Origin of the sequence: Austwickia sp., assembly GCA_016699675.1 — a bacterium.
Lineage (GTDB): Bacteria > Actinomycetota > Actinomycetes > Actinomycetales > Dermatophilaceae > Austwickia.
This window is the reverse complement of record CP064985.1, coordinates 1497513-1520874: the sequence shown is the minus strand read 5'-3', so window position 1 is coordinate 1520874 and position 23362 is coordinate 1497513. Positions and strand designations below refer to the sequence as shown.

12 protein-coding genes and 7 pseudogenes are annotated in these 23362 nt (G+C 68.3%); 13 read left to right on the top strand and 6 right to left on the bottom strand.

The features are described 5' to 3' along the window. Positions 1 to 147 precede the first annotated feature (147 nt). The 9 genes and pseudogenes from IPK37_06950 to IPK37_06910 all read left to right on the top strand — a co-directional run bounded on the left by IPK37_06950 (position 148) and on the right by IPK37_06910 (position 11867). Positions 148 to 1188: a glycosyltransferase gene (locus IPK37_06950; protein QQS02086.1), complete on the top strand. Its 1041-nt coding sequence runs from the start codon at positions 148 to 150 to the stop codon at positions 1186 to 1188. A gap of 646 nt (positions 1189 to 1834) precedes the next feature. Next, positions 1835 to 2527: a transposase gene (locus IPK37_06945; GenBank protein QQS02085.1), complete on the top strand. Its 693-nt coding sequence runs from the start codon at positions 1835 to 1837 to the stop codon at positions 2525 to 2527. Between the two features lie 57 nt (positions 2528 to 2584). Further along, complete coding sequence (locus tag IPK37_06940) at positions 2585 to 3010, top strand: hypothetical protein (GenBank protein ID QQS02084.1); 426 nt, start codon at positions 2585 to 2587, stop codon at positions 3008 to 3010. Next, positions 3010 to 5337: a right-handed parallel beta-helix repeat-containing protein gene (locus IPK37_06935; protein ID QQS02083.1), complete on the top strand. Its 2328-nt coding sequence runs from the start codon at positions 3010 to 3012 to the stop codon at positions 5335 to 5337. The genes IPK37_06940 and IPK37_06935 overlap by 1 nt, the downstream gene beginning before the upstream one ends. Beyond that, positions 5334 to 6527 carry a right-handed parallel beta-helix repeat-containing protein gene (locus IPK37_06930; GenBank protein ID QQS02082.1) on the top strand — a complete coding sequence of 398 codons (1194 nt, stop codon included), beginning with the start codon at positions 5334 to 5336 and terminating at the stop codon, positions 6525 to 6527. The genes IPK37_06935 and IPK37_06930 overlap by 4 nt, the downstream gene beginning before the upstream one ends. A gap of 178 nt (positions 6528 to 6705) precedes the next feature. After that, positions 6706 to 7701 carry a right-handed parallel beta-helix repeat-containing protein gene (locus tag IPK37_06925; protein ID QQS02724.1) on the top strand — a complete coding sequence of 332 codons (996 nt, stop codon included), beginning with the start codon at positions 6706 to 6708 and terminating at the stop codon, positions 7699 to 7701. A gap of 380 nt (positions 7702 to 8081) precedes the next feature. Then, positions 8082 to 9266 (top strand): annotated as a pseudogene (locus tag IPK37_06920) (ISL3 family transposase). A gap of 303 nt (positions 9267 to 9569) precedes the next feature. Continuing rightward, a pseudogene (locus tag IPK37_06915) lies at positions 9570 to 10163 on the top strand (transposase). 129 nt (positions 10164 to 10292) lie between these two features. Further along, positions 10293 to 11867 (top strand): IS1634 family transposase, encoded by a 1575-nt coding sequence (locus IPK37_06910; protein ID QQS02081.1) that lies wholly within the window; start codon positions 10293 to 10295, stop codon positions 11865 to 11867. 95 nt (positions 11868 to 11962) lie between these two features. Here the strand turns inward: IPK37_06910 and IPK37_06905 are convergent. The 4 genes and pseudogenes from IPK37_06905 to IPK37_06890 form a co-directional block, all read right to left on the bottom strand. Then, positions 11963 to 12469, bottom strand: a pseudogene (locus tag IPK37_06905) (IS3 family transposase). Positions 12470 to 12503: 34 nt separating this feature from the next. Further along, positions 12504 to 13730, bottom strand: a complete 1227-nt coding sequence (locus IPK37_06900; protein QQS02080.1) for an IS110 family transposase — start codon at positions 13728 to 13730, stop codon at positions 12504 to 12506. A 297-nt stretch (positions 13731 to 14027) separates the two neighbouring features. Beyond that, a pseudogene (locus IPK37_06895) lies at positions 14028 to 14599 on the bottom strand (IS3 family transposase). Between the two features lie 389 nt (positions 14600 to 14988). Continuing rightward, a pseudogene (locus tag IPK37_06890) lies at positions 14989 to 16391 on the bottom strand (IS1380 family transposase). A 247-nt stretch (positions 16392 to 16638) separates the two neighbouring features. On the opposite strand from IPK37_06890, the pseudogene IPK37_06885 reads away from it, so the two are divergent. The 3 genes and pseudogenes from IPK37_06885 to IPK37_06875 all read left to right on the top strand — a co-directional run bounded on the left by IPK37_06885 (position 16639) and on the right by IPK37_06875 (position 21465). Beyond that, positions 16639 to 18020: pseudogene (locus IPK37_06885) on the top strand (IS1380 family transposase). Positions 18021 to 18404: 384 nt separating this feature from the next. Beyond that, a pseudogene (locus IPK37_06880) lies at positions 18405 to 19743 on the top strand (IS1380 family transposase). Between the two features lie 432 nt (positions 19744 to 20175). Further along, on the top strand, positions 20176 to 21465 hold the full coding sequence (locus IPK37_06875) for a DUF4038 domain-containing protein (GenBank protein QQS02079.1): 1290 nt from the start codon (positions 20176 to 20178) through the stop codon (positions 21463 to 21465). Position 21466: 1 nt separating this feature from the next. On the opposite strand, the gene IPK37_06870 is transcribed toward IPK37_06875, so the two are convergent. Together IPK37_06870 and IPK37_06865 are read right to left on the bottom strand one after the other, a co-directional pair. Beyond that, positions 21467 to 21862 (bottom strand): PIN domain-containing protein, encoded by a 396-nt coding sequence (locus IPK37_06870; GenBank protein QQS02078.1) that lies wholly within the window; start codon positions 21860 to 21862, stop codon positions 21467 to 21469. Then, the gene (locus IPK37_06865; GenBank protein ID QQS02077.1) at positions 21859 to 22119 is read right to left on the bottom strand and encodes a type II toxin-antitoxin system Phd/YefM family antitoxin; all 261 of its coding nucleotides are present in this window, start codon (positions 22117 to 22119) and stop codon (positions 21859 to 21861) included. Before IPK37_06865 ends, IPK37_06870 begins: the two co-directional genes overlap by 4 nt. A 236-nt stretch (positions 22120 to 22355) precedes the next feature. Here IPK37_06865 and IPK37_06860 point away from each other — a divergent pair, with 236 nt between their 5' ends. Continuing rightward, positions 22356 to 23246: a glycoside hydrolase family 16 protein gene (locus tag IPK37_06860; protein ID QQS02723.1), complete on the top strand. Its 891-nt coding sequence runs from the start codon at positions 22356 to 22358 to the stop codon at positions 23244 to 23246. Positions 23247 to 23362: the final 116 nt, after the last annotated feature.

Genomic DNA, 23362 nt, shown 5'->3' with positions numbered 1-23362 from the left:
CCGAGTCGTGTTGAATCCCAAACGAACCTGCACGCCCGTTTTGAACGTCCGCCGAAGGCCGCGAGCCTCGACGGATCCGCCGCCGGGACCGGTCCACAGCGTGCGGCGCCGGCGACGGAACAACACGGCCCCTCAGAGAGGACGCGCATGACCCTGCCGTCACACGAGTTCATCGCGCAACTGCGTCTGGACCCCGGTGACTGGTGGTCAACGATAGCGACGCATCGAGTGACATTGCCGGTTTTCCCTGAACTTGGAGCGCGCTTTCCGCTTGCCGTGGCGGGCGTGATCGTGTGGGCCATCTGGCTCTATCGCTTCATCCTGTCCCACCGGGCCAGGCCGATCGTGACCGACCACCGGGGGACGACCTCGGTCGTGGTGCCGTCCTACCACGAGGACCCCGACATCCTCATGGCCTGCTTGGATACGTGGCTCGAGCAGGATCCGGACGAGGTCATCATCGTGCTCGACGTCGCCGACACGGTCGCCTACGGGCGCATCGTCGAACGCGCCGACCCGCGCGTCCGCCCCGTGCTGTTCCGGCACGCCGGCAAGCGCTCGGCGCTCGGGGTCGGCATCCGCCTGGCTAGGTTCGACCTGCTGGTCCTCGTGGACTCGGACACCCGATGGTTGCCGGGGCTCCTCGAGGCGGTCCAGATGCCGTTCGCCGACCCGGACGTGGGCGCGGTGAGCACGCGGCAGAACGTCTACCAGCGCGAAAGCAGCGTCTGGCGGCGGGTGGCGGACTGGCTGGTCAACCTCCGCTATCTCGACTACGTGCCCGCCATGGGCGCGGCGGGGGCCGTCGCGTGCGTGTCCGGGCGGACGGGTGTCTACCGGCGGGACGTGGTCCTGCCCGTCCTGGCGAACCTTGAGGACGAGTTCTTCCTGGGCAAGCGGTGCGTCTCGGGCGACGACGGGCGGCTGACCTGGCTCGTGTTGGCCTCCGGCTACAAGGCGGTGCACCAGAGCACCGCGCACGCGCTGTCGATGTTCCCGGATACCTTCCAGGCCTTCGTGAAGCAGCCCTCCGTGCCAGCCTGGGGTGAGACCACTCGGTTCGAAAGTTGTGTAGGACCGTGGAGGGCACGACCCGTGAGGACTTGCCATGACCATGACTCAGGCCGACCGTCCGGCCCAGCCTGCTCGCCCCCAGCGTCGCGTGTTCACAGCTGCCCAAAAGGCTGAGTTTGTGCGGGACTACGATGCCACCCCGGAAGGGAAGAAGGGCGCTTTCTGCGCGGGCATGGGTTGTATTCCAGTCATATCACCAAGTGGCGTGCCCAGCCCGAGCGTGAGGCTGCGCGGGCGCAGCGCAAACGCGCCGACCGGGTCGCCACGTTGCAGAATCGGGTGTCTGCTTTGGAGGCGGAGCTGGCGGCTTCTCAGCGGACGGTGGCGACCCTGGGAAAAGCGTTCGAGCTCTTGGAGCAGATCTCCGAGAGCTCGGCGCTCACGACCAGGTCCGGACGGCGTTAACATCCTGCGTGGATGACCTCGCTGGCGACCTATCCACACGGGCAGCCTGTGAGTTGGTGGGGGTTGTCTCGGGCCGGGAAATACCGCGCCGCGCAACCTCAACGACTCCATCATGGTCCGGCGTTACCCCGGCCGACGCATAATGCGCTGGCCCCGGCAGAACGTGACCAGATCATCGAGGTCTTGACCAGTGCAGAATTCGTCGACAAGGCACCGGTCCAGGTCTACTACACGCTGCTGGAGCGCGGCTGCTACCTAGCCTCCCCACGGACCATGTACCGCGTCCTGGCCGCCGCGGACCTGCTCACCGAGCGCCGATCCCAGGCCAAGCACCCCCCCGCGGGCGGCGCCCCACTTGCACGCGACCGGACCGTGCCAGGTCGCTTCTTGGGACATCACTGCATTCCTTGGTCCCCGCCGCGGCCACTACTACTACGGATTCATGATGATCGACATCTTTTCCCGACTGATGCCCGCCGCACGGTCATACCCCGGGCCCCGGGAAGAGTACGTCGAGGAATTCATCACAGCCTGCATCGAAGGATTCGCCGGTGTCATTCCAGCGATGATTCACTCAGACAACGGTTCCGCGATGATCGCAGGAACTGTCACTGATCTCTACGAACGGCTCGGGATCACCCGGTCGTTGTCCCGGCCGCGTGTCTCGAACGACAACCCGTACTCCGAAGCGCTGTTCAAGACCACGAAATACTGCCCGGCCTATCCCGGTTCCTTCGACTCCATCAAGGAGTCACAAGAATTCCTCGACGACCTCCGAGAATACTACAACAACCACCACTACCATTCCGGGTTGAAGTTCTACACACCGGCCAGCGTGCACAACGGCACCTGGCCCCACATCCAATACCTGCGCCAACAAACACTGAACGCCGCATACGCCACCAATCCGCACCGATTTACCCGGTCACCCCTCGCGCCAGCACCTCCCGCCGAGGCCTGGATCAACCAGCCCCCCGCCACATCACCACCACCGACCCCAAGGAGACACAGACACAGAAATCCTGACCAGTGGTCTCACCGCCGTTGACAATCACCGCAGCGGGTCCGGTGGAGCAGAAACTCCTACCGCTGCTACCTCACGGCCATGTACAAGGGCTGGCTGTGGCAGGTCCCCTTCATCACGAAGATCACGGTCCTGCAGATCGTCTTCACCCCGCTGACGATGGCGATCACCCTCGGCTACCTGCTGTTCAGTCGCATGGCGTGGGAGCTGCTGGCGATGGTCCTCGCGGTCGGCTGGATGCTGCTCGGCCGAGCGGTCCGCGGCTCGTCGCATCTGCGCCGCAACCCCGGCGACCTACTGCTTCTGCCGCTCGTGGCGCTGGTCGTCATCTTCATCGCCCTGCCCATCAAGCTCTATGCGCTGGTCACCATGAACAAGCAGGGCTGGCTGACCCGCTCGGCCGACTCCGTGGGGGGCGAGGGGCAGGGTGCGGCCTCGCTGGACGCGGCGTACTCCGGCGTCGATGCCGGCCCCATGCCGCGCCAACCTGAGGAGGCGGTCGCCTGATGAGGCGCCAGGCCAAGACGACCCTCGCCGTCGTAGCAGCCGTGATGGTGCCCGTGGGGTTCGGCGCCATGGGCGCGCTGACGGCGCCCTCGACCGCTACGAGCGAAGGTGCCCTCGCGACCGCGAGCAGCGCCTCGTCGTCGGCGGTCCCCTCGTCGGACGCTTCCCCCTCGGCCGGGGCGGCCCGCACCGCGGGCCCGCTGCCCGGCGCCCAGCGCACGCAGGCGGCTTCGCCCCCGCCCTCGCAGGCCGCCTCGAACGCCCCCGCGGAGCCCCAGTCTCAGCCGCAGGCATCGGCCGCGCCCAGCCCGGCCGCTGGCGGTGCCGGGTCCGGTGGCTTGGCCGGCATGGGCGCGACCCCGGACGACGGCAGCGGGGAGATCGTCGACGCCGGGCGGGCCCCGTACGGCGGGGACGCCGAGCGGGAGAGCGGCCTGGTCGCCGCCGAGGACCGACGCCTCACCCAGGTGCGCTCGTTCACGGCCGCCATGCGCTGGAGCAAGCAGCCGATGACGTTCCCCTACGACGTCGTCTCCGGGGATCGACACACGCTGGTTCTCACCGAGCGCGCGGCGCCGTACACGGTCGCCGACCTCCTCAAGCTCGCCCCCAAGGGGTTCGCGCGGACGGAGCCCGGCGTCTACCTGCTCGGCCAGCACGTGGTGGTCCAGCCGGGGGCGACGCTGCACCTCGGTGGCCAGGAGCCGACCACGCTCCGGATGGCGTCGGACGCCGCGGGTTTCGCCTCGATCGTCAACGACGGCGGCAAGCTCGAGATGGTGGGCACGGCGGCGGCGCCGTTGACGGTGACGAGCTGGGACCGTACGGCGAAGGCGGTCGACACCCACACCGAGGACGGGCGCGCGTACGTCCGTTCGGACGGCGGGGGCGTGGTGGCCGACACGGTCACGTTGACGAGCCTGGGCTTCTGGAGCGGGCGGACGGGCGGCCTCGCCGTGCTCGGCGGTGACGAGCACGGCGCCGCGGCCTCCCGGGACCTGGCCCTGGCCAGCGGGACCGAACTCGCCAAGATCGCTGCGGAGGCGGCGGCCAAGGAGAAGGCCCTGACCGCGGACGCGGCTGCGGAGACGGCTCGCAGGGCGGCCGCGGCCGCCGCGGCGGCGAAGGCGGCGGGCCAGCCGTCCATCCCGGCGAAGGTCGAGGCGCGTCGCGACGCGAAGGCCGAGGCGCAGGCCAATCCGGCGCCGGTGGCCCTCGACAAGCTGCAGCCCGCGGGACAGGTGCTGCTCCCGGACGTCGCGGGTCAGGCGCAGAACACCACGCCGGCGCCCGCCTCGAGCGTCGTCCTGCGCGGCCTGACGGTCGACGACGACGCGTTCGGGCTCTACCTCTCCGGCGTCGACGGCGCCACGATCTCGGGTTCCACGATCCGCAACAGCCGGGTCGACGGCCTGGTGCTGCACCGCGACGTGACGCGGGCGGCGGTGACCGACCTGCGCTCGGAGCGCAACCGCGGCGACGGAGTGGTCGTGGCCCGCGCCACGACCGGCATCACGTTGTCCCAGGTCCAGGCGGTGCAGAACGCCCGCGATGGGGTGCTGCTCTCGGGCGCGCCCCTGGCGAGCGGCCCGAACGCCGCTGGGAGTTCGACCCAGGCCAACGGCGACGCCAAGCTCGCGGAGAGCCTGGTGGCCGACAACGGCCGTTACGGGGTGGCGGTCGTCGGCGGTCGACGCGTGGAGGTCAAGGACAACGACGTGCAAGGCCAGCAGGTCGGCATCGTCGTCCGCTCGGCGGCGAGCGAGGTGCAGGTCGCCGGCAACACCGTCGAGGGCGCGGCGCGGCAGGGGATCGTCGTGCGCGACGGCGTACGGTCCACCACCATCGCCCACAACAAGGTCGCCGGCGCTCCCACGGGCCTGTACGTCCGCGGCTCCGAGGCCGCCGTCTCCGAGAACCTCGTCGAGGGTGCTAGCACCCACGCGGTGACCGTGCTCGGGCCGGCGCACGGCGTGACGGTCAAGGGCAACACGCTGACGGGGGAGGGGCCCGCGGCGCTCGACGTACGCCGTGCTGAAGGCATGGACAGCGTCCGCGTCGAGCTGGACAACAAGATCGAGGGCTGGTCGGTGTCGAAGCCGCTGGGTGTCGCCGTACGTCGCGTGCTCGCGCCGCTGACCGTGTTGTGGCTGGTCCTGGCCGGGATTGTCGTCGCGACGGGGATTCGCGGTCGGGATCGGCGGTGGCGGAAGCGGCACCCGTACGCCGAGACGATGCCGGTCGCCGCGCGCCAGCCGGTGGGCCCGTCCGCACGGCGTACCGCCGGAACCGGCGCCACGATGCAGCCGGCCGCGGGCGGCTCGTGAGCCCGGGGACCGAGGGTCGGGACGCCGAGGGTCAGGCGACGCCGGGCGGGGGGAGCGAGGACACGGCTCGCCCCGACCACCGGCACACGCCGCGCTGGGTGGTGCTTGCTGCGGTGGTGGCGGTGGTGATCGCCTCCATCGCGGCCTTCTGGTGGGCTCGGCACCGCGCCGAAACCCCAGATCAGGCCCGTCCCTCGCCGTCTCCGACCCAGACCACCGAGCCCTCGCCGTCGGGGAGCATCACCGCGACCCTTCCGCCGGACGCCAGCGCAGCCCGGCCCGGCGAGGTACCCGTCGTGACCCCGGTGACCTGTCCGGAGGCCACCGTGCGGGTGAGCACGTCCTCGGAGCTGCGCGCCGCCCTGAGCGCCGCCGCGCCCGGGACCGTGATCGGCCTGGCGGACGGCACCTACCAGGGCAAGTTCACCGGGAGCGCCCGCGGTGAGCAGGACAAGCCGATCTGGGTCTGCGGGGGGCCCGGCGCGGTGCTGGACGCGGGGAGCGTGGAGTCCGGTTACGGGTTCCACGTGGATCGGGGGTCGTACTGGCGGCTCGTCGGATTCACGGTGCGCAACGCCCAGAAGGGCGTGATGGTGGACGCCTCGGATCACCTGGTCGTGCAGGGTCTGATCGTGCGGGAGATCGGCGACGAGGGCATTCACCTGCGGCGGGCCACGACGGACAGCGTCGTCGCCGGCAACACGATCGCGCAGACGGGCAAGCGCAAGCCGCAGTTCGGCGAAGGCGTCTACGTCGGGACCGCGAAGAGCAACTGGTGCGACATCAGCGGGTGCGCGCCGGACCGCAGCGATCGCAACGTGGTGGCGGGGAATCGGATCAGCGAGACGACCGCCGAGAGCGTCGACATCAAGGAAGGCACGATCAGCGGGTTCGTGGTCAACAACGAGTTCGACGGCCGCGGCATCGTCGATACGGAGACCACGGTCAACGTCAAGGGCAACGCGTGGCGAGTCAGCGGCAACAAGGTCGCCGATCCGCCGAAGGACGCGTTCCAGACGCACGAAATTCTCGCCGGCTGGGGGACCCACAATCTCTTCGAGAACAACAAGGTCGTCTCGGGCGGCCGCGGTGGGTACGTCGTGGGCCTTACTCCCGCATTGGAAAACGTGGTGCGGTGCTCGAACGAGGCGGCCGACGGCATGCAGGTGAGCAAGAAGGGCTGCAGCTGACGCCTGAGTTGTCCGGTTTTCGTCACGGTCACTCGGGCTAAAGCGTGACCTTGGACGGCCGATCGGGACGGTGCCCCTACACCGCACCTGTTCCGAGAGTCCCCACATGGCCACGCCTTCTTCTGCTGCTTTCGCCTGCCCTCGTCCGGCCGCTCCCCACGCCCGCCGGACCCATGACCTGCGGCGATGGGCCGCCGCCGCGATCTCCGGTGTCGCCCTGTCCGTCGGCTGCGCCGTCCCTGCTGTTGCGGCCGCCGGCCTCCCGACCGTGACGAGCCCCTCCGCTGTTGGGTGTCAGGACCCCACCGTGACGGTGGGCACCGCGAAGGAGCTCACGCGGGCGTTGGCGGCCGCCCGCCCGGGGGCGGTCATCGCCCTGCGACCGGGCGTGTATGCGGGGCGGTTCGTGGCACGGACCAGCGGTACGGCGAACGCGCCGATCACCCTCTGCGGCAGCGCGGACGCGATCCTCGACGCGGGCGGCAAGAGCAACGGCTACGTGCTCCATCTCGACGGCGCCTCGTACTGGCGCGTCAGCGGCTTCACCGTCCGCAACGGTCAGAAGGGCGTCATGGCCGACCGCGTTCAGCACACGGTCATCTCGGGGCTGACCGTGGCGGCCATCGGCGACGAGGCCATCCACCTGCGCCGGGCCAGCAGCGACAACCAGGTCGTCGGCAACGTGATCCGGGGGACTGGGTTGCGCAGCAAGCGGTACGGCGAAGGAATCTACGTCGGCACCGCGCAGAGCAACTGGTCCTCGGTGACCGGTGGTGCTCCCGACCGCAGCGACCGGAACCTGATCTCGGGGAACACCATCTCCGGGACGACCGCGGAGGCCGTGGACCTCAAGGAGGGCACGACGGGCGGCAAGCTGGTCGGCAACTCCATTGACGGTTTGTCGATCACCGCAGCCGACTCGGCCGTCGACGTCAAGGGCAACGAGTGGCTGATCAGCGGCAACGTGGTGACCAACAGCCCCGTGGACGGCTTCCAGACGCACCGCATCCTCTCCGGATGGGGGGACCGGAACGTGTTCACCGCCAACGTCGTACGGTCGACGAAGAAGACGGGCGGGTACGTCGTGGCCCCGCGCCCGCTCCTCTCCAACGTGGTGAGGACCGACAATACCGGTCCCGCCGGAATGAGCACGGCACCGGCCACCTCCCGCTAACACTGCGCCTCCCAGCATGGCCTGCGGCACGGCAAGCCCTCGGGGAGATACTCGGCGGCACCGTTGTCTCCTGGGGTCTTGGCCCGTCAGCCAGCCAGGGGGCGAGAAGCCTGGTAATGCTAACCCGGAGATTTCACGGCGGTGAGCGTGCCGTGACGTGAAAAGTGCCCTTGAGCTGCGAGGATGTCGATTGTCTAGGCCGATATCCGCGTGGTTCGAAGGGCACTTCCCAGGTGAGTAAGCGTAGCGGTCCCTATCCCGGCTCTTCGCAAATGAGGGTGTAGCCCCTGACCATGGCGGGTCGGCGCGTCGTTGAGGGCTGGGGGTCGAGGTCTTCGCAGGATGAAGGTTCCTACACACTTTGTCCGGAAGACCTCGACGTGCCCGACGCTACCTTCACCGAGCCCGACCTGAACAGCTTCACCGGCCTTGACCAGCTCGGCCTGCGCGTCGTGGGGCAACAGTTGCGCCCGGACAAGGCCATCCTGGCCTGCCGGGTGATCGAGGCGGACAACTGGTGCCGGCGGTGCGGCTGCGAAGGGATCCCGCGCGGGTCGGTCACCCGGAAGCTGGCTCATGAGCCGTTCGGGTGGCGACCGACCGTGCTGCTCATCCGCGTCCGACGCTTTCGGTGCTCTGGCTGCGGACGGGTGTGGCGTCAGGACACCGCTGCGGCGGCCGATCCCCGCGCCAAGCTGTCCCGGTCCGGGCTTACCTGGGCGCTGACCGCGCTGGTCGTGCATCACCTGAGCATTGCTCGCATCGCCGAGGCCCTGGCGGTCGCCTGGCACACCGCCAACACTGCGGTCCTGGACGAGGGACGGCGGCTGCTCATCAACGACCCGTCCCGTTTCGCCGGCGTCGCCGTCATCGGGGTCGATGAGCACGTCTGGCGGCACACCCGCCGCGGCGAGAAGTACGTCACCGTCATCATCGACCTGACCCCCATCCGCGACGGCACCGGACCGGCCCGGCTGCTCGACATGGTCGAAGGCCGTTCCACCGCCGTGTTCACGACCTGGCTCGCCGCGCGAGACCCCTCCTGGCGGGCCGCCGTCGAGGTAGTCGCGATGGACGGGTTCACCGGGTTCAAGACCGCCACCACCGAGGAACTGCCCGACGCCGTCGCTGTGCTGGACCCCTTCCACGTGGTCCGGTTGGCCGGGGATGCGCTGGACCGGTGCCGCCGCCGGGTCCAGGTCGACCTGCACGGCCGCCGTGGCCGCAAAGGCGACCCGCTGTATCGAGCGCGGCGGACTCTGCACACCGGCGCTGACCTGCTCACCGACCGACAGCAGCAGCGCCTGCAGGCGCTCTTTGCGGTCGTCGAGCACGCCGAGGTCGAAGCGACCTGGGGCATCTACCAGCGGATGATCGCCGCCTACCGCGACCCCGAACGGGCCGCCGGCAAGGCCGCCATGCAGGCGCTGATCACGGCCATCAGCAGTCGCGTACCGCGCGAGCTGACCGAGGTCATCACGCTGGGCCGCACGCTGAAGAAGCGCGCCGGCGACATTCTGGCGTTCTTCGACCGACCCGGCACCAGCAACGGCCCCACCGAGGCGTCTGTGAGTGTGGGACCTGGCTGGTCTGGGACTGGCTGGTCAGGATGGAGCTGGTCGTTCCGGCCCGGGCGTGACTCTCGAAGCAATTGGCCCGCCTCGGGCGGTGTCTTCCCGTTGAATTGTCCGCTCGGATCGGCGCGGCCGGCACCGTCCGGCCCACCTCGGTGACCTCATCAGGAGATTGCCCGGCCCGCGAGCCGTGGCTCATCACAGATTTGCCCCGATGTGACTTCTTCCCGGACCGGTACCGGCCGCTCGGCGACCGTGACCACGCCCCGTCTCGAGGAAGGAACAACGATCGCCATGGCCATCGTCGCGCATTCACATCCGTTCGTCATCGGCGTGGACACCCACGCCCGCAACCACGCCCTCTCGATCCTGGTCTGCCCGCAGGGCGAGCTGCTCGACGAGGGCCAGTTCCCGGCCACGACGGCCGGGCTTGCACGGGCTGTCGCGTTTGTCGCGCGCCGCACCGGCGGCGACGTGGCGGTCCTGTGGGTCATCGAGGGCACCGGCACTTACGGGGCGCGGCTGGCCCGCGTCGTGGCCGACGCCGGCTACGAGGTCGTCGAAGCGCCACGGATGAACGCGCGCGCCGACCGCGGCATCGGCAAATCCGACCCGCTGGACGCCCGCCGCATCGCCGCAGCAGCCCTCCCGTTGCAGGTCACAGCGCTGCGCCACCCGCGGGCCGACGACGGGGTCCGGGCGGCTGTCCGCGTCCTGCTCGCCGCCCGAGACCACATGAGCACCGAGCGCACCGCCACGATCAACGCTCTGACCGCGCTCTTACGCGTGGCCGACCTCGGGATCGACGCCCGACGCCCGCTGACCGGCGCCCAGATCACCACGGTCGCCGGCTGGCGCACGCGAGAGGAGCCCCTGGCAGTCTCCACCTGAGTTCACCCAGTCGCTGATCGCTGACTGAAGGCAGCGGGCTGATCTGCGGGTTTGTGGCCCAGGTGATGCTGGAGGGGTCACTAATAATGCGGGCGTGGCTAGCCTTGGGGGGTGGCGTCTCGGTACATGCGCAAGGTGCGGACCGCGTCCGGCGCAGTCGCGGTCCAGGTCGTCACTCGTCAGGGGCGCGACGTGGTCGAGGTTGACCACGTGGGATCAGCGCACACCGACGCCGAGCTGGAGCTGCTGGTCGCGGCCGCAGAGGATCGTCTGCGTCCCGGGCAGCAGGTCCTGGATCTGGGGCCGCTGGAGCGGGTCGGGTCGCGGATCAGCGATGTCGCTGACTGGACCACCGGCGGCGCACCGCACCTGCCGGTGGAGGCAGCCTCGGGTCGGCCCCGGATGGTGGCCGGCGGGGGTCGGGTGCTCTCGACCTCGGCGCTGCTGTTGTGGGAGGTGCTGACCTGCGCATACACCCATCTGGGGTTCGACGTCATCGGGGATGAGACCTTCCGCGCGATGGTGCTCGCCCGGATCATCGAGCCCACGTCCAAGGCCGACACGGTTCGTGTCCTGGGCGAGGTTGGCGTGGCCGCCCCGTCGTTGAACACGATCTACCGGTGCCTGCGACGCTGTCAGGATCGTGATTACCGCAGCCTGCTGGCCACGGCCGCCCTGGCGCACTCGGCTGCCACCACTGGTCATGCCGCGTTCGTGATATTCGACGTTACGACATTGCACTTCGAGAACGAGAACGAAGATGACCTGCGCAAAGTCGGGATGAGTAAGGAGCATCGCGTCGATCCCCAGGTCCAGGTCGGGCTGCTCGTGGATCCGGGTGGGTTCCCCCTGGAGGTGCGCCTGTTCGAAGGCAACGCCGCGGAAACCAAGACCCTGGTCCCGATGCTGAACCAATTCCAGCAGCGGCACGGGGTGACGGACATGATCGTGGTTGCCGACGCCGGGATGCTGTCTGCGGCCAACCTGAACGCGTTGGAGGACGCTGGGTTCTCCTTCATTGTCGGGTCGCGGCTGACCAAGGCCCCCTATGACCTGGCCGAACACTTCGCCCGGAAGGGCAACTACTTCACCGACGGGCAGATCCTGGAATCGAAGCGGATCATGGGCACCGGGAAAGCAGCCCGGGAGCGTCGCATCGTCTACCAGTGGTCCTTCAAGCGGCAGAAGCGTGATGACCGCACGATCAACGCTCAGATCGCCAAGGCCGAGAAGGTCGCCACCGGCGCCACGCCGTTGCGGAAGACCCGGTTCCTCAAGGTCAGCGGCGCCGAGAAAGTGCTGGATCAGGCCACCATCGACAGGGCCCGTCAGCTCGCCGGCCTCAAAGGCTATGTCACCAACCTTGACGTCGCCACCATGGCCGGAGCAGCTGTGATCAGCGCCTATCACGACCTATGGCACGTCGAGGCGTCCTTTCGGATGACGAAGTCTGATCTTCGAGCCCGGCCCGTCTTCCATCATCGACGCGCCTCGATCGAGGCCCACGTGACAGTTGTGTTCGCGGCCCTGGCCATCACGCGTTATCTCACCTCGACGACCGGAACCTCCATCAAGAAGATCGTCCAGACCCTGCGCACCATCCGCTCGGCAACCATCCAGATCAACGGTCAACAACTCACCCTCGAGCCCGAGATCCCTGTGCACGCCCAAACCATCCTCACCGCCGCAAGGGGTCACTAAGCCAAGTGGGAGAACTCAGGCCAGGGACCAGGGACTATCGCCTTAACCCAGATGTGGGACTGCTGAAGGTGAACCGCCCCGGCATGTCCGGAGACTTACTGGTTTGACGGCTCCAGCTCTTGCTGGGCTTGGATTCGAGCGTAGTAGAGGTCCTCTGCCTCGACGGGCGGGATGTCGCCGCAGTACTCGTAGAGCCGGCGGTGGTTGAACCAGTCGATCCACTCGGCGGTCGCGTACTCGACGTCGTCGACGGACTTCCACGGCTTGCGCGGCTTGATGAGCTCGGTCTTGTACAGGCCGTTGACCGTCTCGGCCAGAGCATTGTCGAAGCTGTCACCGACGGTCCCGACCGAAGCGGCGATGCCCGCCTCGGCGAGCCGCTCGGTGTAGCGGATGCTGACGTACTGCGAACCGCGGTCGGTATGTGCCACAACGGAATCCAGCGATCGCCCGTCGCGTTGCCGAGCCCACACGGCCTGCTCGAGGGCGTCCAGGACCAGCTGGGCCGTCATCGATGTCCCGCATCGCCAGCCCAGGATCCGGCGGGCGTAGGCGTCGGTCACGAACGCGACGTACACCCACCCTGACCAGGTTGAGACGTAGACATCCCACGCGAGTGGGGTGTCAACATCAGGCTCAGGCAGCCGCGGGCAGAGCGGCTCGTGGGTGCGCTGGCCAGGCGGTCGCGTCGTCCCATTCCTGCCCGTGGGTCAGGCACCACCAGAGCTTGCCGAGGAGCTTGTTCGCGAGGTTGCGCAGAGCGGCGTTGTGATGGTCGCCGGCGGCGCGGCGGGCGTCGTAGTGGGCTCGGGCTGCTGGCGAGCGGGTCAGGGTGGCGAAGGCCCACCAGTGGCAGGCGTCGCCCAGTCGCTTGTTCCGGACCTTGCGCGCCTTGACGTAGTGGGAGCGGCCGGACGACCTGGTCACGGGTGCGGTGCCCGCGTAGCAGCGCAGCGCAGCAGCGGTGGGGAATCGGGTGGGGTCGTCGCCGATCTCGGCCAAGACGCGCGCGGCCAGGACTGGCCCCAGTCCTGGTGCGCTGGCCACGATCGCGGCCTGGGGGTGTTCGGCGAACGCTGCTGTCAGGGCGGCTTCGAGCTCGTCGACACCGGCGCTCATCGTCTTGGCCACAGCGATCAGCTGGGCGGCTGCTGTGCCGAGGGCAGCTTCGACGGCGGGTGGCTGGGCGAGGCCGTCTGCGCGTAGTGCCGTGAGGAGCTGGTCGACCAGGGGTGGGTCGTTGCGTCGGCCGCAGCGATGCAGCGCCGCGACGAGGCGTCGGCGGGTCAGCGTCCTGGCGCTGCTCGGGCTGGAGGCAAGGCCCAGGACCTCGATCGCGGCCTTGTGCTTGAGGTTCGGGAAGGCCAGGAGTGCTTGGGGGTAGTACTCCATCAGCAGCGATCGCAGCCGGTTGAGGACGTCGTGCCATGCCCAGATCGCTTCCTGGTGCTGGCGCGCCAACGCCTTCAGCGCCAGCCCTTGCTCGCTGATCGCGGGCATCGGGCGGTGCAGGTGACGGTCGGTGCGCAACACGTCGGCGAGCAGCGCGGCGTCGCGGGCGTCGGACTTTCGCCCGGACTGGGAGTGTCTCTCCCGGTAGCGGGCCACGGCGCGCGGGTTCAGCGGGTACACGGTGAACCCGGCAGCAACGAGCGCGACAACGAGCAGGTTCTTGTCGGTCTCGATGCCGACCGGGGTCTGCTCGGGCGTACCGCCGTGCTCGGCGATCAACGCGAGCAGCTCGGTGAAACCGGCGACGCCGGTGTCGATCCGGGTCTTGCCGACGACGGCGCCGGCCTCGTCCATGACAGCGACGTCGTGATGCCCCTCAGCCCAGTCGATGCCGACGGTGACAGGTGCCATCCACTTCTCCTCGTCCCTTCCACGCGGTCCGACGGTCGGACCGGTGATGAGCATCGGGACGAGCACGGCGACCTAATGGAAGCGCTCAATGGCGCGGCATCTCACAAGCCGATGATCTGGTCCCGGGCAACTGGCAGGGCCACCGTCTACGTTGAGAAACCTCGGCACGGCCGAGCCTTGATGAAGCACAGGTGAGTGGACACCCGCCAGCAGCTCACCACCAGCATCGACCCTACGGGTCAGTGAAATCTCAGTGGCCCCTGCCAGGAGCCGCCACCCCGGGTGGCTCCACCATTACGTGAAGTCGGCGACCCACAAGCGGTTCGGTGCGGACGGGGCGAAGTCCCGATCGACGAGGTCAGGATGGCGGTCATGAGTCTCGTCCGGCCGGGTGGTCTTGTGCGACCCGTAGCGGGCGCCCTCCCAGCCGTTCTCACGGTAGAGCCGCTCGATCGTGCACCGGGCGACGTCATGGCCCTCGCCGCGGAGTTTGATCCACATCTTCCTGGACCCCAGCCGCTTGTTGAGCTTGTTGCGCTCCCGCAACTGGAGGATCGCCGTGACGATCTCCTCGTCACGCAGCTGCCGTCTGGTGGGCTTCTTGGCGACCCACTCATAGTAGGTCGAGGGGCTGATCTTGACGCCGTGCTCGGACAGCACGGCGCACATGGGCTCGACTCCCCAGACGAGACCGACCCCGCCGGTAGCGGGGTCGGTCACCTGGTGGTCCTTGTGTTCGGCGATGAACCGAATCACCGTCTCCTGGGCCGGTCGAGCTCGGCCCCGAAGAAAATCGCTGCTGCCTTGAGTATCTCGTTCGCCCGCCGCAGCTCGGCCACTTCCCGCTTGAGCCGTTTGAGCTCCTCGGCCGGAGGAATCGTCAAGACCTGTGGATGGGTGAGTTTTACGGGGTTGCTCGCGGTGAGCTCGACTTCGTGGCCGTCGGTGTTCGATAGGTAGGCGGCGTAGGTCTGCGGGCCGCCGGCGTGGGGGTGTTTGTCGGCGAACATGAGTGCCCAACCGTTCTCGGCGGCAGCGGCGGTGAGGGCGTCGACCTGGGCCTGATCGCCGGCGTGGAAGGCTAGCCCGGATGTTGCATGGGGGCTTGCTGGTGGGGGCCGGGCCGTCGTTGACGCCTCGGTGGGGCTGATTCTGGCCGGTGGGTATGACAATGTCCCGGGGCGGCGCTTCCGGTGGGCGTCGTCTTCCACGGACGAGGGCTGTGTTGCGGGTTGTCGGGGCGGGGTGGTGGCGTTGCTCAGGGCGGGGCCAGGATCGCGAGGCGGTCCCATCCGGTGGTGAAGAGTCCCGCCCAGGGCGCCGTGACCTTGACGTGGAGCAGGCGTTGCCTACCGGTGTGGGCCAGGGTGGCTGCGATGGTGAAGAGCCGCAGCCGTAGCGTCTTGGGTTCCCAGCGGCGGGCATCGGTGCTGGTGAAGGCCAGCATGCCCATCCACGCGATCAGGTCGTTCGCGAGTTGCACGATCAGGAGCCAGATTCGGTTCTGGGCGAAGCCCTGCAGGGGCAGGTTGGTCAGGCCGGTGTCTTTGGCGATGCGGATCCGGTCTTCGCAGCGGGCCCGGCGCCGGTGGCGTAGTTCCAGGTCGGCCAGTTGCCCACGGGTCGTGTTGGTGACGAAAGCGGTCAGCCGGTACCCCTCGACGTCGGTGAAGCGGAGTTGGGCGCCGGGGTGGGGTCGTTCGCGTCGGACGATGACCCGCATCCCGGCCGGGTACCCCGTGAGGAGACCCTTAGCCGCGAGGAGGTCGGTGAGCTCGACGACGGCCGCGCCGTCCCGGACGTCGCCGTCGGCGTCGAGGGCGACCTGCCAGGCGGTCTCGGGGATCAGCGCGTACAGCTGGGGCGTGCTGGTGGGCAGGGTGTACCCGATGGAGTACGACAGGCCGCGCCGGTCCAGGAAGGTCAGGAACTCCCGGGTGCCACCGGCGCCGTCGGTGCGGATCAAGACTTTCTTGCCGGGCCGGGAGGGGTTGATCCCGGGCACCGCCGCCAGCGCCGTCTTGGTCACGGCGATGTGGTCAGCGGCCGTGTTCGACCCAGCGTTCCCCGCTCGCAGCAGCATGCCGAGCGGTTCGCCGGTGCCCGTCTTGCCGTGGTCGAGGAAGGCGCACAGCGGGTGGAAGCCGTAGCCATGTTTGAACGTGGCGGCGGCGTTCTCCTTCTCGGAGTGGGCCGTGATCAGCGTCGCGTCAAGGTCGATGACCAGCGGATCGGTTGCTGAGGCTGCGTGGTTCGGGGCATGGGTTCCGGCCCGATGCCACACGTGGGCGCGGGCCGCGGTTCGGGCGCGGCCACGGCCTTCTCCACGGCGGTGACCTGCGAGGTCAGGGACGCGATCGTCCGGCTAATCGTCGCATCGGAAGCGACCGGCCCGTACAGGGCGGGCTCGACTCGTAACAACGTTACGTCGCGGCAGGCGTCCCCACCCAGGGCCAGCGTGATCGCCAGGTCGAGTAGCACCTTGGCCGGATCGTGCCGCGCCAACGGCTTACGCCACGGCGTCAGCGCGGCGCTCAACGTCGCGGCCAGCCCCGACACTGTCGCAGTCTGGGCCAGCAGCGCCCCACCGGCCTGGGCAACCGCCGGAACGGTGGCCGCGTCGACCTTGATTCTGGGGTAGATCCGGGTAGTGTGCTTCACCTGAAAGGTGCTCCCTTCGACCCGCCAATATCGACCTCAGCAATCGATATTCTCCCAGGTCAAGAGCACCTTTCAGCGTTTACCGGCCACACTAACCATGAAATCTCCGGGCTAACCCGGAGATTTCACGGCGGTGAGCGTGCCGTGACGTGAAAAGTGCCCTTGAGCTGCGAGGATGTCGATTGTCTAGGCCGATATCCGCGTGGTTCGAAGGGCACTTCCCAGGTGAGTAAGCGTAGCGGTCCCTATCCCCCTTGTCCGAGTCGACACCGCGGCAGTGCCCGCGGTCGCGCACGCGGGGGGTGTGCTGCTGACCCGGACCGCGACCACCTCCGGGCTGGTCGGGGCGTTGAGTGCGGCGCTGACGCCGTGGCGTAAGTCGCTGGCCCGGCATGACCCGGCCAAGGTGCTGCTCGATCTGGCGATCTCGCTGGTCCTGGGTGGGGACGCCTGCCGTGATGTGGCGCTCATCCGCTCCGAGCCGGGCCTGTATGGCCTGGTGGCCTCTGATGCCACGATCTCGCGCACGATCGCGGCCCTGGCCGGCGACGTGGCCGCCGTGGAGAAAGCTGTGGCCACCGCTCGTACCGCGGCACGGGCGCACGTGGGACCCTGGCCGGTCGGCACGCCCCCAACCAGCAGATGTCGGCCTCTCATGCGCTGGTCATCGACCTGGACGCCACGCTGATCACGGCCCACTCGGACAAGGAGGCCGCCGCGGCGACGTTCAAGAAGACCTTCGGATTCCACCCCCTGTGCGCCTTCGCCGACCACGGCCCACACGGCACCGGTGAATCCCTGGCGATGCTGCTGCGTCCCGGGAACGCCGGCTCTAACACCGCGACCGACCACGTCACCCTCACCAAGCAAGCCCTGACCGCCGTCCCGGGGATCAACCCGACCCGCCCGGGTAAGAAGGTCCTGATCCGCACCGATGGCGCTGGCGGCAGCAGGGAGTTCTTGGGGTTCCTGCACCGACGTGGCCTGTCGTACTCGATCGGGTACACCCTGCCCGCGATCACCCCGGAGCTGTATGCCCTCCTACCCGCCACCGCGTGGCAGGACGCCTACGACGCCGACGGCGCCCTGCGCGACGGCGCCGCCGTCGTGGAGTTCACCGACCTGCTCACCAGCACGAACCTCCTAAAGGGGTACCCGCCCGGGATGCGGGTGATCGTGCGTCGAGAGCGGCCCCACCCCGGCGCGCAACTACGGTTCAGCGACGTCGAAGGCTACCGACTTACCGCATCTGTCACGAACACCACCCGCGGGCAACTCGCCGACCTGGAACTACGCCACCGCCGCCGAGCCCGCTGCGAAGACCGGATCCGCATCGCCAAAGACCGCGGTCTGACGAACCTGCCCTTGCAGGGCTTCGCCCAGAACCGGATCTGGCTCCTGATCGTCCAGATCGCAGGCGACCTGCTCACCTGGACCGCTCTGCTGGCCTACCCCGAGCACCAGGCCCGCCGGTGGGAACCCAAGACGCTGCGGCTGCGGCTCTTCACGATCGCCGCGACCCTGGCCCGCACGGCCCGACAGCGACTCCTGCACATCAAGACCACCGCGCCCTGGGCGGGACTCTTCACCACCGGCTGGGACCGCCTCACCGGCCTCGCACCCCCCTGACCAGCGCATACCCCCACCCCAACGACCCACAGCCCGTCATCGTCCGTGGAAGACGACGCCCACCGGAAACGACATCCCGGCCCGTTGTCACACCCACCCGCCACAATCAGACCCATCCAGGCGTTACCGACGGCCCGACCCCCACCAGCGACCCCCTATGCAACATCTGGGCTAACGGTATCCGTTGAGCCGGATGGGTGGTCGGCTAGCCCGGATCGTTCACGAGACTCGGGTGTGATCGGCGCGTAGAAGCACGGAAGTGCCTGTCCAGCAAGGGAAACTTGGGTTTGCGACGACTCAAGATCTCCGAACCGGAAGGCACTCCGTAGGTGAAGCGTACTTCGTGGTCTACCGGCTTGTCCGGTGACCTCCGATGGTGTCGGCGTGGTGGCCCATGCGGGCAGCGTCGCCACCCGCCTTCTGGCCGACCGGGTCGGCCTCACGTCCGGAGTTGTCCAAGGTGATGGTCCGCCGCAACTTCGTCCCCGGTCACGACCGCGGCAGGGTGCTGACCGACGTCGCGGTGATGCTCGCCGACGGCGGGGAGGCGATCGCCGACATCGACGTGCTGCGCCACCAGTCCAGCGTGCTGGGCCGTGTCGCGTCGGCGCCGACGGTGTGGCGGGCACTGGACGAGGTCACACCTGGCCGGTTGAAGAGGATCCAGAACGCGCGGGCGCGGGTCCGCCGCCAGGTCTGGTCCCAGCTGCCTGACGGCGTCCCGGCGAGCAAGGTCGCCGGGACCGATCTTGACGATCTGATCGTGCTCGACACCGACGCGACCATCGTGATCAGCCACAGCGAGAAGGAGAACGCGGCGGCCACGTTCAAGCGGACCTTCGGGTTCCACCCACTCGGGGTGTGGTGCGACAACACGAGTGAGTTCCTCGCCGCCAAGCTCCGCGCTGGCAATGCCGGCTCGAACACCGCCGCCGACCACATCGAGGTCCTCACCGACGCGATCGCGCAGATCCCCGGCACGCACCGCAAGAAGCTGCTCATCCGCTCCGACGGCGCGGGCGCATCGCACAAGCTGCTGGACTGGCTTACCGAGCAGAACCGGGTCCGTGGCCGCAGCGTGGAGTACAGCGTGGGTTTCGCGGTCACCGAGAAGATCCGCGACGCCATCGACCTGGTCCCGAAGAAGGTCTGGACCCCGGCACTCGACGCCGACGGTGGGATCCGCGAAGGAGGTGACGTCGCCGAGCTCACCGGGCTCTTGGACCTGAGCAGCTGGCCGACCGGAATGCGCGTCATCGTGCGCCGCGAACGACCCCATCCCGGCGCCCAACTGTCGCTGTTCGAGGAACGTGACGGCTGGCGCTACCAAGCCTTCGTCACCAACACCACGACCGGACAACTGGCTTTCCTCGAGGCCCGGCATCGGGCGCACGCTCGGGTCGAGGACCGGATCCGGCACGCCAAGGACTCGGGGCTGGGGCGGTTCCCGTCGCGGGAGTTCGAGATCAACCGGGTGTGGCTGATGCTGGTGCAGATCGCTGCCGACCTGACCGCATGGACCCGGCTCCTCGCACTGACCGGAGACGCGAAGTCGCTGGCGGCGTGTGAGCCGAAAGCGCTGCGCTACCGCTTCCTTCACGTCCCAGCCCGGCTGACTCACAGCGCCCGCCGACGACGCTTGCGGATACCCGAGTCGTGGCCATGGGCGGCCGCGATCGTCGCAGTCTTCGCCAACATCGCCGCGATCCCACAACCCGCCTGACCCCCCCGTCCGCCCACGACATCACGACCCGGAGAACCGCAGCCCGGCAGCGCCAGCCGGCCCAATGTCGTACCCGCGCACCGTCATCGACTCACCCCACGCAGCGATGCCGTCGTCGGCACCGTCATGAAAGACCGGGGCTAGGCGGCTGAGGCCGTGGAGACACGGCTAGACTAACTAAGATCCCTGTGACCAGCCAATGACCCACTCCGTCCGACCTGAGAAGTTCCTGGGAGCATCATGAAGTGTGACCGGACGCCCTTCCGGTCTCGGAAGGCGCTGGCGCGCCGGGCGCTTCTCTTTAGCTTCTTGGCGGGCCTAACCCTGGTGGTGTCGACAGTCAAGAGCGAGGCTGGGAACGGGGGCACCTCCGTGCTTAGGTCGCCCCCCGAGCTGCAGCGGGTGTCGCCCCCGCCTGGCACAGGCCCGTGGGTGGAGGCGGAGGAGGCAAATCGGCCGCCGTACATCTCTGCCGTAAGCATCAACGGAAGATACTTCGTTGATCAGTACGGCAATCCCATCCGTGTCCAGGGAGACTCGCCATGGAGTCTCATGACGCGGTTGTCCCCCGCTGAGGCAAAAGCCTGGTTCAGGAACCGGTCTGGCCATGGATACACAGCAGCCATTGTGTCCTTGATCGGCACCTCCGGCAACGGGGGACCGTCGAACGATGGTTCCACTAGGGATGGTCTCGTACCGTTCGTTGACGCGGATATTCTCAGTTGGAATGAGCCCTACTGGCAGCGTGTCCGTGACTACGCGTGGGAAGCAGCGGACAACGGAATCTCGTTGATGCTCTATCCGATAGATGGCTGGGTTCTGGGAAATTCGATCGTTCCGAAGTCAACCAACCAGTGTCGGGACTACGGTGCGCGCGTGGCTGCCCATTTGAAGGATCTGCCCAACATCCTGTGGATGTCTGGAGGCGACTACGTCCGTAAGAATGCGGCTGCTAGCGGGAGTCTGAGCGACGATGACTGCCTCGTGGCGATGAAGGAGGGTATCCGATCGACTGGCGATAAGCGGCCATTCTCGATGCAGTTTGTGTATCCTCAAGAGCTGTCGACCGAGGACCCGTTCTGGGCGCCGCGCGTGGATTGGAACTTCGTCTACAGCTACTCGCCCACCTATCGCGACACTCTGCGTGCGTACGACCACCGCCCGACGATGCCTGCTCTCTTGGGGGAGTCCAACTACGAGGGCGAAGACAACGGCGGGAAACCGACGACGAACGAGACCCTCCGTCGCCAGATCCTTTGGGCGATGACGTCGGGAGCGGCAGGTGACTTCGCGGGAAGCCGGGACTGGAAGTTCGACGAGGGCTGGGAAACGCGCCTGGACACGGACGCCGTGGCCCAGATCGCCGGAGTCCGACGCATCGTGGCGAAGATGCCTTGGTGGGAGATGGCTCCGGACCGGGCCTTGGTGACCGCGGGCCAGGGGACCCCGCTGCCGGACGATCGCGAAGCAGACATGCTCGACAGCGACTACGCGACGGCAGCCCGCACGGAGGACGGGCGGTTCGCTGCCGTCTACATCCCCACCGCCCGGACGGTCACGATCGACCGGGCGAAGCTCTCCGCCGATGTTCAGGCTCTGTGGGTCGACCCCTCCACGGGCGCCTCGCGCCCGGCTGGATCCGGGACCGCCTTCACCACCCCGGGCCCCAACGCGGCCGGGGACGGGGACTGGCTGCTGATCCTGAGCAGCACCCCGTTCTGACCTAAACCTTGACGATCTCGACGAGACCCAACTGCGCCAGGACGTCGAAGTCGTCGTCCTGAGTGACCACGGGCAGCCGGTTGGCTCGCGCGGTGGCGGCGATCCACAGGTCGTTGACGTTGGCCCGCCGTCCCGCGCGGGCCAGCTGTACCCGGAGCAGGGCCCATTCGCGGGAAACAGCGGCATCGATCGGCAGCGGCTCGCACGACTGGGCCTTCTCGAGAGTGCCCAGCCGCGTGCTGGTGGTTGCGGCGTCCGCTGCGGCCAGCACGCCGGCCTCCAGCTCTCCGAGGGTGACGACGCTGACCCGCACTGCGTCCGGCACCTTGGCTGCGTCGATGGTTCGGCCCAGCTCGGCGGCGATCCAGACGCTGGTGTCCAGCAAGCCCGTGGTCATGCGAGCGGACCCAGGTCGTCGGTAGTCCCCTCGGTGATCCACAGCAGGTCCTCGGCGAGCGTCGGATCGGAAGACTGGTGAGCCAGCAAATCGAGCAGTTCGTGCTTGGGGATGGCCATGCGCCGGACAAGCTGAGGCCGCGTGATGACGGCGACGGGCTCCCCGTGCACGGTAATCGTGACATCGGCGCCCTCGGCCACCTGCTTTAACACCGCAGCAGTGTGATTGCGCAGGTCCCGCGACGCAATGGTGGGCATGTGCGCAAGCGTAGCATTCGTGCCACACCTCCTTCGAGCGCTCGGAACGGCCGTGGTGAGGGCTGGTCCGGCGAGGACCGCAGTACGCCGAAGGGCGCGGGCCACTCCGCCGTGCGCTGGCGGCCGAGGGCCACGCCGAGGCCACAGTTACGCTGGCCGGAGCCGGCCGCCGTCGACCGCACGGCGGCTCACCCCCATCAAGGACGAGGTTTCTCATCGCGCCTGCACCACGAAGTATCGTTTCCATCGCTCGTCGGCTCTCTGCCGCCCTCGCCGCCGCCCTATCCGTCGCCACCGTGGCGGCGTGCTCACCGCAGCAAGCACCCGAACCGCCGCCGTCTCCGGCGCGCCCGCTGGTGTGGCAGGACGAGTTCGACGGCGCGGCGGGCACGGCACCCGACGTACGGCATTGGAACCACGACACCGGCGGCGACGGCTGGGGGAACCAGGAGCTACAGGACTACGCGCCGCCCGGAAGGAATGCCCGCCTCGACGGCGCGGGCCACCTCGTCATCACCGCCGAGAAGATTGCTCCCGGGAAGGCAGCGGAGCGCGGCGGGAACGCGACGTGCTGGTACGGACCGTGCACCTACCGCTCGGCCCGGCTCACCACCCTGCACAAGGTCACAGTCCAGGAGGGCCGCGTCGAGGCCCGGATGAAGGTGCCGCGCGGGAAGGGGCTGTGGTCGGCGTTCTGGCTCATGGGCGACGACTTCGACACGGTCGGCCACCCGGCCTCGGGGGAGATCGACGTCACCGAGGTCCTCGGTCATGAGCCCAACGTGACCTGGGCCTCGGTGCACGGTCCCGGTTATGTCCGCGCCGGCCTGACCAAGGGCTACAGCCCCCCGAACGACGCCGCCTTGAGCGACGACTTTCACACCTACACCGTGGAGTGGATAAAACAGGGGCTCACGTTTTCGGTGGACGGGCACGAATACTACTCAGTGGCCCGCACAGACATCGGCGAGGGCCGGCGGTGGGTCTTCGACAAGCCGTTCTTCCTCATTCTCAACGTCGCCGTCGGCGGCGAATGGCCAGGTGCCCCAGACGATTCCGTGCTTCCATCGACGCTGGTCGTGGACTCGGTGCGGGTCTTCGGGAAGGCTGCGCCCGACGACAAGTAGCGTATCAACGCGTCCTCGGCAAACCGAAGCGACAGCCGCGCTTATCCTTCGGTTTGCCATCGAGTCGCCTGAATTCCAGCTGGATTCACCGCGATGCCCCGAATTGGACAAAGGTG

What these genes read in the sequence shown, in the direction of transcription:
- IPK37_06950 (QQS02086.1), top strand. Translation starts at nt 148, where the DNA reads ATGACCCTGCCGTCACACGAGTTCATCGCGCAACTGCGTCTGGACCCC.
- IPK37_06940 (QQS02084.1), top strand. Translation starts at nt 2,585, where the DNA reads ATGTACAAGGGCTGGCTGTGGCAGGTCCCCTTCATCACGAAGATCACG.
- IPK37_06935 (QQS02083.1), top strand. Translation starts at nt 3,010, where the DNA reads ATGAGGCGCCAGGCCAAGACGACCCTCGCCGTCGTAGCAGCCGTGATG.
- IPK37_06910 (QQS02081.1), top strand. Translation starts at nt 10,293, where the DNA reads ATGCGCAAGGTGCGGACCGCGTCCGGCGCAGTCGCGGTCCAGGTCGTC.
- IPK37_06900 (QQS02080.1), bottom strand. Translation starts at nt 13,730, where the DNA reads ATGGCACCTGTCACCGTCGGCATCGACTGGGCTGAGGGGCATCACGAC.
- IPK37_06870 (QQS02078.1), bottom strand. Translation starts at nt 21,862, where the DNA reads ATGACCACGGGCTTGCTGGACACCAGCGTCTGGATCGCCGCCGAGCTG.
- IPK37_06865 (QQS02077.1), bottom strand. Translation starts at nt 22,119, where the DNA reads ATGCCCACCATTGCGTCGCGGGACCTGCGCAATCACACTGCTGCGGTG.